This window comes from uncultured Aquabacterium sp. (genome assembly GCF_947366995.1).
Lineage (GTDB): Bacteria > Pseudomonadota > Gammaproteobacteria > Burkholderiales > Burkholderiaceae_C > Aquabacterium.
In genome coordinates this window covers 1-14,698 of the sequence record NZ_CANBCC010000039.1, presented here as the reverse complement: position 1 = coordinate 14,698, position 14,698 = coordinate 1, and the positions used below count along the sequence as shown (strand labels likewise).

10 protein-coding genes are annotated in these 14,698 nt (G+C 69.1%); 1 reads left to right on the top strand and 9 read right to left on the bottom strand.

Annotated features, from left to right (window positions below; translation table 11 throughout):
- The first annotated feature begins 18 nt into the window (after positions 1-18).
- On the top strand, positions 19-894 hold the full coding sequence (locus Q0Z44_RS11290) for a hypothetical protein (protein ID WP_298012737.1): 876 nt from the start codon (positions 19-21) through the stop codon (positions 892-894).
- Here the strand turns inward: Q0Z44_RS11290 and Q0Z44_RS11285 are convergent.
- The 9 genes from Q0Z44_RS11285 to nirB form a co-directional block, all read right to left on the bottom strand.
- Positions 857-3,370 (bottom strand): PAS domain S-box protein, encoded by a 2,514-nt coding sequence (locus Q0Z44_RS11285; RefSeq protein WP_298012735.1) that lies wholly within the window; start codon positions 3,368-3,370, stop codon positions 857-859. The two genes, Q0Z44_RS11290 and Q0Z44_RS11285, sit on opposite strands and share 38 nt — an antisense overlap.
- Before the next feature lie 185 nt (positions 3,371-3,555).
- The gene (locus tag Q0Z44_RS11280; RefSeq protein WP_298012733.1) at positions 3,556-4,260 is read right to left on the bottom strand and encodes a DUF4198 domain-containing protein; all 705 of its coding nucleotides are present in this window, start codon (positions 4,258-4,260) and stop codon (positions 3,556-3,558) included.
- Between the two features lie 23 nt (positions 4,261-4,283).
- Positions 4,284-6,401 carry a TonB-dependent receptor gene (locus tag Q0Z44_RS11275; protein WP_298012731.1) on the bottom strand — a complete coding sequence of 706 codons (2,118 nt, stop codon included), beginning with the start codon at positions 6,399-6,401 and terminating at the stop codon, positions 4,284-4,286.
- A gap of 133 nt (positions 6,402-6,534) precedes the next feature.
- Positions 6,535-8,259, bottom strand: a complete 1,725-nt coding sequence (locus Q0Z44_RS11270) for a bifunctional protein-serine/threonine kinase/phosphatase (protein ID WP_298012729.1) — start codon at positions 8,257-8,259, stop codon at positions 6,535-6,537.
- 28 nt (positions 8,260-8,287) lie between these two features.
- Complete coding sequence (locus tag Q0Z44_RS11265; protein ID WP_298012727.1) at positions 8,288-9,100, bottom strand: formate/nitrite transporter family protein; 813 nt, start codon at positions 9,098-9,100, stop codon at positions 8,288-8,290.
- Between the two features lie 286 nt (positions 9,101-9,386).
- Positions 9,387-10,697 (bottom strand): nitrate- and nitrite sensing domain-containing protein, encoded by a 1,311-nt coding sequence (locus Q0Z44_RS11260; RefSeq protein ID WP_298012725.1) that lies wholly within the window; start codon positions 10,695-10,697, stop codon positions 9,387-9,389.
- A gap of 73 nt (positions 10,698-10,770) precedes the next feature.
- Positions 10,771-11,178, bottom strand: a complete 408-nt coding sequence (locus tag Q0Z44_RS11255; protein ID WP_298012723.1) for a GreA/GreB family elongation factor — start codon at positions 11,176-11,178, stop codon at positions 10,771-10,773.
- 268 nt (positions 11,179-11,446) lie between these two features.
- Positions 11,447-11,806, bottom strand: coding sequence for a nitrite reductase small subunit NirD (gene nirD / locus Q0Z44_RS11250; RefSeq protein WP_298012721.1), 360 nt, complete (start codon positions 11,804-11,806; stop codon positions 11,447-11,449).
- Positions 11,807-11,834: 28 nt separating this feature from the next.
- Positions 11,835-14,360: a nitrite reductase large subunit NirB gene (gene nirB, locus Q0Z44_RS11245; protein ID WP_298012719.1), complete on the bottom strand. Its 2,526-nt coding sequence runs from the start codon at positions 14,358-14,360 to the stop codon at positions 11,835-11,837.
- Positions 14,361-14,698: the final 338 nt, after the last annotated feature.

The window sequence follows — 14,698 nt, the reverse complement described above, 5'->3', positions numbered from 1 at the left end:
ATCACCGGAGAGACCGACATGACACGCAATGTGATGGCCGCCGTGGCGGCCAGCCTCGCCACGGGCCTGTTTGCGCCGGGCGCGCACGCCGTGCACCTGGAGCTGGTGGGGCTGGGTGACAGTTTCGACATGGTGCTGGCTTCCGCCCAGGTGGCGGGGCAGGCGCATGACCTGGTGCTCAGCGGCGCCCTTACCGACACGTCGTCGGCCCGCGAGCGTGCGATGGCTGGCGCCGGGGGGGCGACCCTGCCAGGGGGCAGTGTGGCCGATGGCGCCGAGGTCAGCTGGGACGGCGGGCTGTTCGGTGGTGAGGCGCCGAATGGCAAGGGTTACATCTCCACCTACACCTCGGCGAGCCTGACGGCCCAGGGGCCCCGGCCTCTGGCTTCGGAAGGCGCCGCGGTGTCCAGCGAGATGGCGCTGCTGAACATGCAGTGGCGCATCGTGGGCGACGAGGGCGAGCCGCTGGGCAGCCACGTGAAGCTGCACTTCGACGGGCTGGCCGAGATGTTCGCCGTCTCCGACATCGACCAGGTGACACCGGACGCGGGCAGCGTCAGTGGCCTCGAGATGAAGATCGGCGACACCACGGTGCTGAACGTGCTGATGTACCAGGGGCAGCAGGCACTGCAACTGAGCTATGACGCCCGCGCCGGGGACCTGGTGACGGTGTCTGCGTTCACGCGGGTGATGCTCGATTCCGCCGCCGGGGTGGCCTTGCTTGCCGGGCAGGGCTACGGCGGTGCCGCGGCGGTGTCCGGTACGCTGTCGGTGACCAGCGCCGTGCCCGAGCCGACGTCCGGCGTGCTGGCGCTGGTGGGGGTGCTGTGGGTGGGCGTGGCCGCGCGTCGCCGCGTCAGGATCCGGCCTGCTGCAGTGCCTGTCGGCTCTTGAACGCACCCTTGGCCACGTACATGGCCCGGTCCGCCGTGTCGAGCAGGCGGTGCGCGTCGGTGCCCATGTCGGGCGCAAATGCCACGCCGAAGCTGATCGTCACGGCGGCCTGTTGCCCGTCCGGCAGATTGACCGGCTGGGCCACGGCCTGCCGCGCCCGCGCCAGAATCAGGTGCACCTCTTCCGGGGAGGCCAGCTGCGTGAGCACCAGCACGAATTCATCTCCCCCCAGCCGGGCGGCGGTGTCGTTGGCTCGGATCACGCCCTCCAGCCGCTTGGCCACCTCGCACAGCAGGCGGTCACCGGCATCGTGACCGTGCCGGTCGTTGACCGCCTTGAAGCCATCGAGGTCGCCGAAGCACACGGCCACGTGCTTGCCATTGCGCGCCGTGCCGGCAATCGCCTGCTTGAGCCGGTCCAGCAGCAGCGCGCGGTTGGGCAGCCCGGTCAGCGCGTCGTGGAAGGCCATCTCCTCGACCTTTTCCTGATAGGCCTTCATCGCGGTGATGTCCTGCATCATCCACACGGACTCGCTCTCGTCGGCCGTGAGCAGCGTGCCGCTCATGTCGACCCACAGGCGGCGCCCGTCACGGGTCAGCATCTGTTCCTGGGTGCGGTAGATGCCGCCGGTGTGCACGACCGGGTAGGCCTCGGTGGACACCCGCTGGAACGCGGTGGGATCGGCATAGAGCATGGCGCTGTTCTTGCCGATCAGGTCGGCGAGCTCGTAGCCCGAGAGCTTCTCGAAGGCCCGGTTGGCCCACGTCACGCGCAAGGCGGCGATCTTCACGATGCCGACCATCTCGTTGTCCAGCATCAGATGCTGTTGCCGGTTCGCGGCCTGCAGTGCCAGGCGGGTGCGGTGCAGTTCGGTCACGTCGATGATGACCGTGCGGCTGCGCAGGAACTGGCCCTGGTCGTCGTACAGGGCCGTGGCCATCACGCTCACGCGCCGCGTCTGGCCGTCCCCCGCCAGCAGGTCGAACTCTTCGGGGCCGAACTGGCCTTCCTTCATGAAACGTGGGTAGACCTCGGCAAAGCGGGCCCGGCCCTGTTCGGTGAAGAACGCGCGCGGGCTGCGGTGCCCCAGCAGGGCCTCCTTCGTCTCGCCGTAGATCTCGGCGGCCATGCGGTTGATGTCGACGAAGATCCCCGACGCATCGAGCGAGTAGTAGCCGCAGGGCGCGTTCTCGTAGAGGTCCTCGAGGTGGCGCTTGGATTCGGCCAGGCGCTTCTGGGCTTCCTGCCGCTCGGAGATGTCGTGCAGGAAGGACGCGTACAGCGTCCCCCGGGTGGCCGTCTGCAGCGCCGTGACCGTGACCTCGCACGGAAAGATGGTGCCATCGCGGCGCATGGCAGGCAGTTCCCGGCGCCGGTCCACCACGCGGGCGATGCTGGCGTCCTGCATGTCGGCCATGCCGCGGCGGTGGCGTCCGCGGTAGGCCGGCGGCACGACCAGTTCATCGAGCTGGCGACCGATGGCCTCCTCCCGCTGCCAGCCGAAGGTCAGCTCGGCCTGTCGGTTCCACTCCACGACCGCACCGGACGCGTCCATGCAGATGTAGGCGTCGTACGCGTTGGCCAGCACGGCGCGCAGTTCGGCGGTCCGCTCTGCCACGCGCTCTTCCAGCTGGGCGTGCAGCTCCTGCAAGCGGGCCTGCGCCCGGTGTCGCTCGGTGATGTCCTCCACCACCATGACGAAGTGGCGGGGGCGGTGGGCCTTGTCGCGCACCAGGGCCACGTTCAGCTCGCCCCACACCAGGCTGCCATCCGGGCGCAAGTAGCGCTTCTCGATGGTGAAGGTGTCCTGCTCGCCGTCCAGCAGGCGCTGGGCCAGTTGCAGCTCGGAGGCGGCGTCTTCGGCCGGGGTCAGGTCCTGCAGCCTGACCTGGCGGAGTTGCTCCGGCGGGCGGCCGAGGATGGCGCACAGGGCCGGATTGAACCGCCGCAGGCGTCCGTCGAGACCGGCCACGGCAACGCCGACCGGCGCGTTCTCCATGATGAAGCGATGCAGCCGCGCCTGCTCGGTCGGGTCCGGCTCATGCAGCGCCGAGGCCACCAGCGGCGCCAGGTTGTCCAGCAGTTCAAGTTCTTCGCGCGTGAACGCGCGGGTTTGCTGCGCCAGCGCCCAGAGGGTGCCGATCACCGTACCGTCGTCGCCCCGCAGCGGCACGGCGGCACACGCGCGCACGTCCAGCCAGGGGGCCTGCTGCCAGGCAGCCATCGCGGGTTCTGCGTGCAGATCGGCCGCCGCAAGCGGCTGCGGTTGCGGCGGGAGGTCCAGCAGGGGAAGGTCGGCTTGCGGGCCCTGCTCGGCCGAGACCAGCGAGACGATGTGCTGTCGGTCCCCCTGCAAAAGCGACACCGCCGACAGCGGGACTTTCAGCTGTTGGCAGATGAAACGGGCGAAGCCGTCTAGCGCGGTCGGGCGTCCGGCTGGCGCGCGGGGCGCCGGACTGGTGGGGGGCAAAGCCATGGTGGGGCCAGGAGGCGGCGGCGGCCGATTCCCGGGCGGGGTACTGCAAAACGTGAGGCGTCCATTGTGAGGCGTTCAGGGGCCGCCGAAACGCCGATATCCCGCAGGATCCGGGCCAACTTGTGCGGTGTGGCCGAATCTGCCAACCCCCAGCCGCAGCGAAACCCGCGGGTGGACCCTCAGTCTCAGCGCTGGCCGCGCGGACTCACGACGGTCAGTGTGGTGCGGTGACGCCGGGCCTCATAGGGCTTGCCGTCGTACGTGCCGGCCGTGCGCTCCATGTGCACGGCCTGAAGCACATACTGCCCGCGCCACGGCATGGGCAGCCGCACGCGGCCCTCGGCGTCGGTCTTGCCCTCCTGAGACCAGGTGTTGGGCGCGACGATCTTCACTTCGGTGCCTGCCAGAGGCTGCCCGTTGAAGAAGACCTTGAAGACGCCGCGGTTGGCCGTGGGGAGGATGTCCAGCGGGAGTGCGGGCGTGCTCGGTGCCCGGGCGGCCTCCAGCGGCTGGTGGCGCGCGTAGAACAGCGGCTTCACGATGCCGAGGCCGTAGGCGGTCCAGTCCCGTACGCCGACAGCCTGTTCCTCGACGATCAGGGTCCGCGGGCTGCCGCCGGTCGAGGCGAAGACAAAGCCCTCGGGGCGCTTGCTCAAGGCCACGGGGCTGTCCTCGGTGTCCGTCAGCAGGCGCGCGCGCGGTGCGGGCATTTCGTCGAGCCGGCCGGGAGAGCGCTCGCGCGCGGACTCCTCGAACTCGCCGAAGTAGACCGTCGCGTCGGCGCCGCTGCGCTCGATCCACAGGGAGTGGGCCTGGGCGACTGACAGGGTGGCCAGGCACAGGGCTGCGGCCAGCAGCCCGCGGAGGGTGCTGAGTTGGGGGTGCATCATGGTGGGGATTCCTGGTTCGACGGTCAGAAACGCAGACGGGCGGTCAGGAAGGCGCTGCGGCCTTCTCCGGGCAGGGCGCCGCTGAAGGTGGCGTTGGTGAAGTAGCGGCGGTCCGTGAGGTTGCGCAGGTTCAGCGCCACGTCCCAGGTGCGTGTTTCGTAGAACAGCTGCCCGTCGAGGACCACGTAGGACGGCACCTCGTACAGGTTCAGCGCATCGGCATACGAGCCGGACTTGTAGGTGGCGCCCCCACCGAAGCCCCAGCCCCGGCCGGCCTCGGATTGCAGGCGGTAGGCCGCCCACAGCCGGCCCGCGGCCCGGGCCACGCCGGCCGGGCGCTTGCCATGCAGGCTGTCGGTGACGCCCAGTTGCGCGTTGGTGGCCGTGGTGTTCGATTGCGTCTGCGCGTCCTGCCAGACGACGTTCGCCACGGTGGTCAGGCCGGGCAACGGCCGGGCCGTGAGGTCGACCTCCAGGCCTCGCGTGCGGTCCTTGCCCTGGGGTGTCGGGTCGCCGCACGAGCTCAGCGTGATGTAGTAGTCCTCGCGGCGCGTTTCGAACAGCGCCGTGGTCAGGTCCATCCGGTTGTCCAGCAGCGACAGCTTGGCCCCGATCTCGAGTTGCGAGCCGCTTTCCGGCGTCGCCGTCCTGCCATCGACCGACGCGCTGATGCGCCCCGGCTCGGTGGACAGGTTGATGAACTTGCCGTTCGACCAGCCTGCGTAGAACGACGTGGCGGCGGTGGGCTGCCAGACCGCGCCGAGCGACCCGGTGGTGTAGGACAGGGTGTCGTGCACGTTCTGGCCGGACATCAGGCCTTCGTCGGCGACCTTGAGTCGCTCGCTGCGCAGGCCGGCGCGCACCTTGATGTGCTCCCCGAAGGCGATCTGGTCCTGCGCATACGCGGCCCACCCGCGCGACGTGATCTCGCGGTCGAACGACACGGTGGTCGAGGTCGCATCCGCGAGCGAGGTCTCCGGCACCACCGGCGCATAGATGTTGCCGATGTTGCGCAGGCCGTAGCTCACCCGGCGCGTGTCGACCCGGGTGTCGTTGAACTCGATGCCAGCGAGGACGGTGTGCCGCGCCTGGGGCCCCCCGGTGTGCCAGACCACCTCGTTCTGCACCTGCATGTAGCGGGCGTCGTCCGACTGGGTGCGGGCGTTGCGGCCTGTCATCTGGTTGCTGGCGTTGCCCGGGTTGCCGCCGGCGTTGCGCAGCATCTGCAGCGAGCGGCGGTCCTGGATCACGGCGGTGCGCATCATCAGATCGGACGAGAACCGCCATTCGTGGCCGAGCGTCAGGCGATCGATGGTCTGGTCGCTGAAGTTGAAGGGGCTGTAGTACTTCGTTTCGCGCGAGACCGGCACCACCTTGCGATGGCGGTCGAACAGCAGCCCGTAGTTGTCGGGGGTGACCTTGAGTTCGCGGTGGTCGTAATCGACCGTCAGCGTGCTGGCGTGGTGGATGTTCCAGGTCAGCGAGGGCAGCACCTCCAGAATCGCTCGGGACAGCCCGCGCCAGCCGTCGGTCTTCTCGCTGTTGACGATCAGCCGTGCGGCGACGGTGTCGGACAGCGGGCCGGTGATGTCCGCGGTGGCGTTGAGCGTGCCGAAGCTGCCCACGGTGGTGCCGACTTCGGCCCCGAAGGTGCGGCGGGGCTGCTTGGTGACCACGTTGATCGTGCCGCCCGGCTGGCTGGCACCGTACAGCGCCGAGCCGGGGCCCTTCAGCACCTCGACGCGCTCCACATCGGCGAAGGTGCGCCAGTAGCCGTTCTGAGAGGTGCCGTCGGCGTAACCGTCACGCAGAAAGCGCATGGCCTGGCCGCGGATCACGTAGTTGTTGGCAAAGCCATACCCCCCGCCCATGACGGGCTGCACGGCGCTGACATTGGACATGGCCTGGTTCATGTCCGTCACGCCCTGGTCGCGCAGCACCGCCTTGGGCACCACGACCACCGAAGCGGGCAGGTCCTTGACTGGCACGTCGGTCTTGCTGCCGGCCTGGACGGCACTGTGCACGCTGCCGGCTGGCGCCTGCGCCCCCTTAACGACAATGGCAGGCAGGGTGGGCTCTTCGGCCGTGGCGCTGACGGGCAGGGTCAGCGCCGCGATGGCAAGCCAGGGATATCGATGCATGCGGTTCTCCACTTCACAATTCTTAATATACGAATCGTAATGCGAATTGTTCGCATTTAGTGATCTGAAGGGAGAAATGCCTGCCTGTGGTGGCACCCCGCCACACTTCCGGTGTGCCGCGCCCGAAAGCGCTTCAGAACCGCTGCAAGGCCAGCAGCAGCACCAGCACGGCCAGCACCGCGCTCAGCGTCTGCCAGAAGACCACGGGGTTGCGCTCCACCAGCGGTGGTGCGCGGTGGCCCAGATAGGACGCGCCGGGGGCGTGCAGGTCGTGTACGAACTCGGACAGCGCCTCCTGCCGTCGCGCCGGATCCGGGTGCAGCGCGCGGCGCAGCACGGCATCCAGCCACGCGGGCAGATCGGGGCGCCGCTCCCGCAACGGCACACAGCGCAGGCGCCGCGCATCGGCCGGGGTGCGCACGCGGGGCACCTGCAGGCCATAGGGCAGGTGCCCGGTCAGCATCTGGTAGCCCAGCACCGCCAGCGAGAACAGCTCGGACTGCGGGCTGCCGGCGCCGCCGGTGAAGTACTCGGGCGCGGTGTACTGCAGGGAACCGGTGATGGTGTCGGGCCGCGCTGCCGCGGTGCCTTCGGTGAGGCCGGCCACGTGCACCGAGCCGAAGTCGATGAGCCGCACCGTGCCGGTGCGGTCGATCAGGATGTTTTCCGGGCGCAGGTCCTGGTGCAGCATCTCCTTGCGGTGGAAGGCCTGCAGCCCCTTGGCGATCTGGCCGAGCAGGTCGCGCACGGTGTCCAGGTCGGGGGTGGGGTGGTCGGTCATCCACTGGCTCAGCGTCTGACCCTCGACGTACTCCATCGCCACGTGGAGGTGCGTGCGCGGGCGGTCGGCGGCGCAGGGCTTGAGCACGTGCGGGCTGTCGATGCGGCGCGCGATCCACTCTTCCAGCAGGAAGCGATCCAGCAGTGCAGGGTGCTCGCGGAGTTCGGCCGCCGGTGTCTTGAGGGCCACCTGCCGCCCGGTGGCGTCATCGACGGCCAGCCAGACGTGGCTGCGCGCGCTGGTGTGCAGCTCGCGCACCAGGGTGTAGCCCTCGAAGGTGGCCCGCGCCTGCAGTGGGGGCGGCCATTGCTGCGCGGCGCGCTGGCCGCCCAGCGGATGGACATCGGCCGCGGGCAGGTCCAGCACGCGCACGAGTTGCACGGTCAGGTTGTCGTCGCTGCCGCGTTCGAGTGCGATGTCGGCCAGGGCGCTGGCCGCGCTGTCGAGGTCGTCCGGATGGGCCGCGAGGACGGCCTGCACGGCCGTCGCATCCATGTGCTCCCACACGCCATCGGTCGCAAGCAGGTAGACCTCGCCGGGCTCGGTGTCCCAGCAGCGGTAGTCGATCTCGACCGACGGGCCCGCGCCCAGCGCCCGCCCGAGGTAGGTCTCGGTGGACGAGACGCGCACGCGGTGGTCTTCGCTGAGCTGCTCCAGCGCCTGCGGGTGCACGCGGTAGACCCGGGTGTCGCCCACGTGCAGCAGGTGGGCCTCACGCCCCTTGAACACCAGCGCGCTGAAGGTGCAGACGTAGCCGCGGTCCCGGTCGAAACGGGCATCGCTGCGCTGGCTCTGCGCATGCAGCCAGGAGTTCGTGGCCTCGAGCACGCGCTGCCCGGCCCGACGCACCGACCACGCTTCCGACGTGCCGTAGTAGTCGTCCAGAAAGCCGCGCACCGCTGCGGCGCTCGCAATCTGGCTGACCGCGCTGCTGCCGATGCCGTCGGCCAGCGCCACCGCCACGCCCTTGGTCTGCAAGAGCGGGCCGGCGGGCACGCAGGCGCCGTGGAAGTCCTGGTTCTGGGCCTTGCGGCCGGCGCGGCTGTGCTGCCCCACCGACACCTGCAAGGCGCTCACTTCATGAGCCACCCCGTTCGCCGTCGCTTCAGGCGGCCACGCGCTTCGGCGCCGTCTTGTAGTGGGTGGAGTACAGCGTGGCGCCCACAAAGGTCAGGCCGCCCACGAGGTTGCCCAGCACGGTCGGGATCTCGTTCCAGATCATGTAGTCCATGAAGGTGAAGTTGCCGCCCAGCATCAGGCCCGAGGGGAAGAGGTACATGTTGACGATGCTGTGCTCGAAGCCCATGTAGAAGAACACGAGGATGGGCATCCACATCGCGATGACCTTGCCCGACACGCTGGTGGACATCATGGCGGCGACCACGCCGGTCGACACCATCCAGTTGCACATCACGGCACGCACGAACAAGGTCAGCATGCCGGCGGCGCCGTGGGCTGCGTAGCCCACCGTGCGGCCTTCGCCGATGTGGCCGATCTTCTGGCCGATGGCGTTCGGCGCTTCGGTGAAGCCGTTGGTGAAGATGATGGCCATGAAGACCGCCACAGTCATGGCGCCCGCAAAGTTGCCTGCGAACACGAGGCTCCAGTTGCGCATCACGCCGCCCCAGGTGGCGCCCGGTCGCTTGTCCAGCACAGCCAGCGGGGCCAGGGTGAACACACCGGTCAGCAGGTCGAAGCCCAGCAGGTAGAGCATGCAGAAGCCGACCGGGAAGAGCAGGGCGCCCACCAGCGGGTTGCCGGTGTTGACCGACACCGAGACGGCGAAGGCCGCCGCGAGGGCCAGGATGGCGCCCGCCATGTAGGCGCGGATCAGCGTGTCGCGGGTGGACATCAGGAGCTTGGATTCGCCGGCGTCGACCATCTTGGTGACGAACTCGGTGGGAGCGAGGTAGGCCATGGGGCGTCCTTCCAGAAAGGGCAATCGGATGCAGGAAACACGCAGGCAATGAAAAAGGCGTCCCTTCCATGCAACAGCCGCGAGGCCGGAGCAGGACGGGACGCCTTCATCCGCGTGTGAGGTGGGCCGGGCAGGTGCGCCGGCGCCAGGTCAGGCCGCCTTTGGCCTGATGTGCCCCGTGTGTATGCAGGTTCTGTGCCGCCATGGTGCCGTGACGCTCGCCGCGATTCCGTGCATGGCGCGGCGGGGGTCTGCCCAGGACTGGTGCGTCAAGCGGCGGTGGCGATCACTTCTGGTGCGTGGTGCCCGGTCGGGCGGCAAAGGCCAGGTCGGGCAGGGCCAGCGTGGCCTCGGCCACATCGAGCAGACGGCGGTTGTGGTCCATGGCCGACTTCTGCAGCGCGCGGAAGGCCGCCTCTTCGGTCAGGCCCAGGCGCGACATCAGCGCCCCCTTGGCACGCTCGATGATCTTGCGCTCGTGCAGCGCGCGGCGGGCGCTGTCCAGCTCGGCCTCCATGCTGGCCATGCGCGCCGACTGGGTCTGCAAAAGCTCAACCAGTGAGCTCATGGCCGCGCTGCCCGACGGGCTGGCCGCATCGGACACCGCCGACAGCACCGGCGCCGCATCGGGCTGGCCGGGGGCGTTGAAAAAGCGGTCTACCGCGTGCGTGTGGGGCGGCGGGTTGTCACGGAGGTGGCGCAGCAGGCCTTCCGAATCCTGCAGAGCCTGCTCGGCGTGCGCGATCTGCTCGGCACAGGCCTGTCGCAGGCTGCGCACGAGGTCGTCCTGCAACTGCCCCATGTCGGTGATGCGGGCGCTGCTGACCTCGAACCAGCTTTCGCTGAGCTGTGTATCCAGCGCGGCCCCGGGACGTGCCGTGCACAGCGTGCGGCGCAGCCGTTCCAGCTGGGCCACGGAGGGTGTGAGCTGGTGCTGCTGCCATTGCGCACGCAGCGCACCGTCGGCGAACTCTTCGAACACGCGCAGGCTGCGCTCCTGTGCGTCGATCAGGTGCACGATGCGCTGCTGCTCGGTGTCGTCGCAGGCGCCCGAGCCGAACAGCTGGGCGCCCACGGCGCGTTCCTGCCCCGCCGATTCCTTGCCCTGCACCAGGTGTACGTAAGCCACCAGCAGGCGGGAGATGGCCGGGTGGGCGGTGGCATCGGCCAGATGAAACACGAGCTCGACCAGCCCGGCGATGACCCGGCTGTACGCTGCCACCACATCGTGGGCCGAGGGCGCCCGCTGTTCGATGGCGGCCCGCAGGGCGCGCAGGGCATCGAGGTCGAGCATCACCCAGGCCATCAGCGACAGGCTGCGCGCGGAGGTGCCAGCCTCCGGAGCGAGCTGGGCTGCGAACAGTTCGCGCAGCGTGGCTTCGACCGGCTGGGCCTCTGCCACGGCGGCCAGCCGCTCGGCGCCAAAGCGTTGCCCGCCCGAGGCGAGATAGAGGCTGGCGGCGCCCCGTTCGCGTTGCAGTGCATGCACCAGACGGCCGATGATGTCGGCCAGATCCACGCGGCCCGCGAGCTGGCGCAGCGCCTCGATCTCGAGTTGACGGGCGCGCAGGACGAGTTGGGAGACGGACAAAGGCATGGGACAGCGGGGGCGCGGAAGGCGGGCCCCGATTGTCGTCAATTTGAGCCCGCTGCGGGGCCCCGCCTGGGCCTCAGAGGTGGAATTGCCCGGCCGCTTCAGGTTGGAAGGGAATGGCCGCCAGGACGGCCTGTCGCGGCACGCCGTCGAGCCCGGTCCAGCGCACCGCTTCGCCCACGCGCTGACCGATCAGGGCCGCGCCCAGAGGCGTCAGCACTGACAGGCCATCGGGTGGGGTGTCGTGCGGGTAGCTCAGGGTGACCTTGAGCGTGCGGCCGTCTTCGTGGGCCAGCAGCACCACGCTGGAGCGCATGGTGACGACCTGCTCCGGAACGGCTTCCGGCGGGACGAGGTCGGCGAAGTCCAGCACCTCGTTCAGTTGCGCCCAGGTGGCGGGCGGGCAGGGGGCTGCGCGTTCAAGCAGGGCGGACAGGCGGCTGTGGTCGACTTCGGTGACCACGCGGGAGGCAGGGATCGGCATACGGGTGCTCCGGGGATCGCGCGGGATGCCCGGAGACCCGTGTGCGCAAAGGGGGGAAGGGTGGTCGCCGGGCTCAGTGATGTGCGGCCGTGACCCGGGGCACCGTCCTGAAGGTCGGCATGTCGTGCGTGCGCGCGCACCGGCCCACCCTGGCGTGGCGGCCGGGAAAGCGTGCAGTGGCGTGGCGCAAGGCGGTCATGAGTCCATTGTAGGAAGGATCCATGCCGCCCGCAAACCCGCTCGCACACCCACGCTCACACGCCGGGCTTCAGGCGCAGCGCACGCGCACCCGGCCGGCGTCCACCTGCACGGCATGGGCCTGCACCGACAGCGCCGGATCTTCGAGGCAGGCGCCGGTCTCGAGGTCGAAGTGGTGCTTGTACAGCGGCGAGGCAACGACCACCCGGTCGCCCAGGTTGCCCACCAGCCCGCGCGACAGCACACTGGCCCCGTTCTTCGGGTCGACGTTGTCGATGGCATGGAAGCGGGCGGTGCCCACGCGGAACACCGCGATGTGGCGGTTGTCGACAAGGGCGCACACGCCGGTGTCGGGCAGGATGTCGTCGACGGCGCACACGTCCGTCCAGGCGGCGTTGGCGTTGGCGTTGTCGGGGCGGGCTTGGATCATGTCGGTCAGCATGGCGTTCTCGTGCGGATCAGGCGGTGGTGATGGGGGTGCCATCCCGCTCTGCGGCGGTGGCCGGGCGGATCTGCCCGCGTTCCTTGACGAACACGATGCGCTCGTCCGGCACATCGCTGTTGACGAAGGAGCGGAAGCGCTTGCGCACCTCGGGGTCGGTCACCGCGGTCTTCCATTCGCACTGGTAGGTGTCCACCACGTGCTGCATCTGCGCTTCGAGTTCCGCGCACAGGCCCAGCGAGTCCTTGATCAGCACGTCCTTCAGGTAGTCCAGGCCCCCTTCGAGGTTTTCGCGCCAGGTGCTGGTGCGCTGCAGGCGGTCGGCGGTGCGCACGTAGAACATCAGGAAGCGGTCGATCAGGCGGACCAGCTCGTCCTTGTTCAGGTCGGACGCGATCAGCTCGGCATGGCGGGGCTTCATGCCGCCGTTGCCGCACACGTACAGGTTCCAGCCCTTCTCGGTGGCGATGATGCCGATGTCCTTGCCCTGGGCTTCGGCGCATTCGCGGGTACAGCCGGAGACGCCGAACTTGATCTTGTGCGGCGCGCGCAGGCCCTTGTAGCGGTGCTCCAGTTCCACGGCCAGGCCCACCGAGTCGCCCACACCGTAGCGGCACCAGGTCGAGCCGACGCAGCTCTTCACGGTGCGCAGGCTCTTGCCATAGGCGTGGCCGGATTCGAAGCCGGCGGCAATCAGCTCTTCCCAGATCAGCGGCAGCTGTTCCACGCGGGCGCCGAACAGGTCGACACGCTGCCCGCCCGTGACCTTGGTGTACAGGCCGTACTTCTTGGCCACCTGGCCCACGGCGATCAGCCCGTCGGGCGTGACCTCGCCGCCCGGCATGCGGGGCACGACGCTGTAGGTGCCGTCCTTCTGGATGTTGCCGAGGTAGTAGTCGTTGCTGTCCTGCAGGCGGGCCAGGTCCTTCTTGAGCACGAACTCGTTCCACACCGAGGCGAAGATGGAGGCCGCGGTGGGCTTGCAGATGTCGCAGCCCAGGCCCTTGCCGTGGCGAGCCAGAAGCTCATCGAATGAGCGGATCTCGCCGACGCGCACCAGGTGGTAGAGCTCCTGGCGCGAGTAGGGGAAGTGCTCGCACAGGTGGTTGTTGACCGCCATGCCGCGCTTGGCCATCTCGGCCTTCATCACCTGGGTGACCAGGGGCACACAGCCGCCGCAGGTGGCGCCCGCCTTGGTGCAGGACTTCAGCTGCGCGATGGTGGTGGCGCCGTCGCCCACGGCCGAGCAGATCTGGCCCTTGCTCACGCTGTTGCACGAGCAGATCTGGGCCGTGTCGGGCAGGGCGTCGGGGCCGAGGCCGGGCTTGGCCTTGCCGTCGCTGCTGGGCAGGATGAGAAACTCGGGCTCGGCAGGCAGGGTGATGCCATTGAGCGCCATCTGCAGCAGCGTGCCGTATTCATCGGCATTGCCGACCAGCACGGCGCCCAGCAGCTTCTTGCCATCGGCGCTCACCACGATCTTCTTGTAGACCTGCTTGACCTCGTCCACATACTGGAACGAGCGGCAGCCCGGCGTGCGGCCGTGCGCATCGCCGATCGAGGCCACGTCGACGCCCATCAGCTTGAGCTTGGTGCTCATGTCGGCGCCGGTGAAGGTGGCCTCGGCCTCGCCCGCGATGTGGCGGGCGGCCACGCGGGCCATGTCGTAGCCCGGGGCCACGAGGCCGAAGGTCTGGTCCTGCCACGAGGCGCATTCGCCGATCGCGTAGACGTTGCGGTCGCTGGTGCGGCAGTGGTCGTCGATGACGACGCCGCCGCGCGGGCCGATGGCCAGCACGCACTGACGGGCCAGCTCATCACGCGGGCGGATGCCGGCCGAGAACACGATCATGTCGGTGTCGAGGTGGCTGCCGTCTTCGAACACCATGCGGTGGCGGTGCTCGGCGCCATCGTCGATGCGCACGGTGCTGTGGCTGGTGTGCACATGCACGCCGAGCTCCTCTATCTTGGCGCGCAGCACGCGGCCACCGTGGTCGTCGACCTGCACGGCCATCAGGCGCGGTGCGAACTCGACCACGTGGGTTTCGAGGCCCATGTCGCGCAGCGCCTTGGCGCATTCCAGGCCCAGCAGGCCACCGCCGACGACGACGCCAACCTGCGACTTCGCGCCCGAGGCCTTCATCTTGTCGAGATCGTCGATGGTGCGGTAGACGAAGCAGTGCGGGCGGTCGCGGCCGGGAATGGGCGGCACGAAGGGGTTGGAGCCCGTGGCGAGCACCAGCTTGTCATAGGGCAGCACCTCGCCGTCGATGGTGGTGACGGTGTGGTTGCGGCGGTCGATGCTGGCGGCGCGGCAGGCGAGGCGCAGATCGAAGCCGGTGCGCTCGAAGAAGCCGGGCTCCACCAGAGAGAGGTCTTCGGCGGTCTGGCCCGAGAAGTAGGCCGAGAGGTGGACCCGGTCGTAGGCGGGGCGGACCTCTTCGCACAGGACGGTGACCTGCGCATCGCGCACGCCGGTTTCGGCGAGGCTTTCGAGGAATTTGTGGCCAACCATGCCATGGCCAATGACGACGATCTTCATGCGTGCTCCTGCGACGGGTGGAGGTGGGATAAGCAGCGGGCACCCTCGGTGGGGCCGACTCTTGTCCGCCGTCATTAGCGGAGACGAATGGGGGTGTGCGGGAGCGTCACTACTCGGGGGCACACGGTTGGTTTACGCAATATGTGTGCCGGGTGGCCTCGCCCTGGGAGAACGGGGGGATGAGCGGAGGGATGAACGGGAGAAGGGGGCCCGCCGTGGTGCGGGATGCACGGATGTGGTGCGGGGGGGCTGCGCCAGTCTCCGGGCTGGCGCCATGCGGGGTGGTCCAGCCACAACGCACAACCCACCACGCTTCGGGGACAGAATAGGGGCCGGGG

Excerpts from the sequence above, each read along its gene's own strand:
- Q0Z44_RS11290 (WP_298012737.1), top strand. The coding sequence starts at position 19 with ATGACACGCAATGTGATGGCCGCCGTGGCGGCCAGCCTCGCCACGGGC.
- Q0Z44_RS11275 (WP_298012731.1), bottom strand. The coding sequence starts at position 6,401 with ATGCATCGATATCCCTGGCTTGCCATCGCGGCGCTGACCCTGCCCGTC.
- Q0Z44_RS11255 (WP_298012723.1), bottom strand. The coding sequence starts at position 11,178 with ATGCCGATCCCTGCCTCCCGCGTGGTCACCGAAGTCGACCACAGCCGC.
- Q0Z44_RS11280 (WP_298012733.1), bottom strand. The coding sequence starts at position 4,260 with ATGATGCACCCCCAACTCAGCACCCTCCGCGGGCTGCTGGCCGCAGCC.
- Q0Z44_RS11285 (WP_298012735.1), bottom strand. The coding sequence starts at position 3,370 with ATGGCTTTGCCCCCCACCAGTCCGGCGCCCCGCGCGCCAGCCGGACGC.
- nirB (WP_298012719.1), bottom strand. The coding sequence starts at position 14,360 with ATGAAGATCGTCGTCATTGGCCATGGCATGGTTGGCCACAAATTCCTC.
- nirD (WP_298012721.1), bottom strand. The coding sequence starts at position 11,806 with ATGATCCAAGCCCGCCCCGACAACGCCAACGCCAACGCCGCCTGGACG.
- Q0Z44_RS11265 (WP_298012727.1), bottom strand. The coding sequence starts at position 9,100 with ATGGCCTACCTCGCTCCCACCGAGTTCGTCACCAAGATGGTCGACGCC.
- Q0Z44_RS11260 (WP_298012725.1), bottom strand. The coding sequence starts at position 10,697 with ATGCCTTTGTCCGTCTCCCAACTCGTCCTGCGCGCCCGTCAACTCGAG.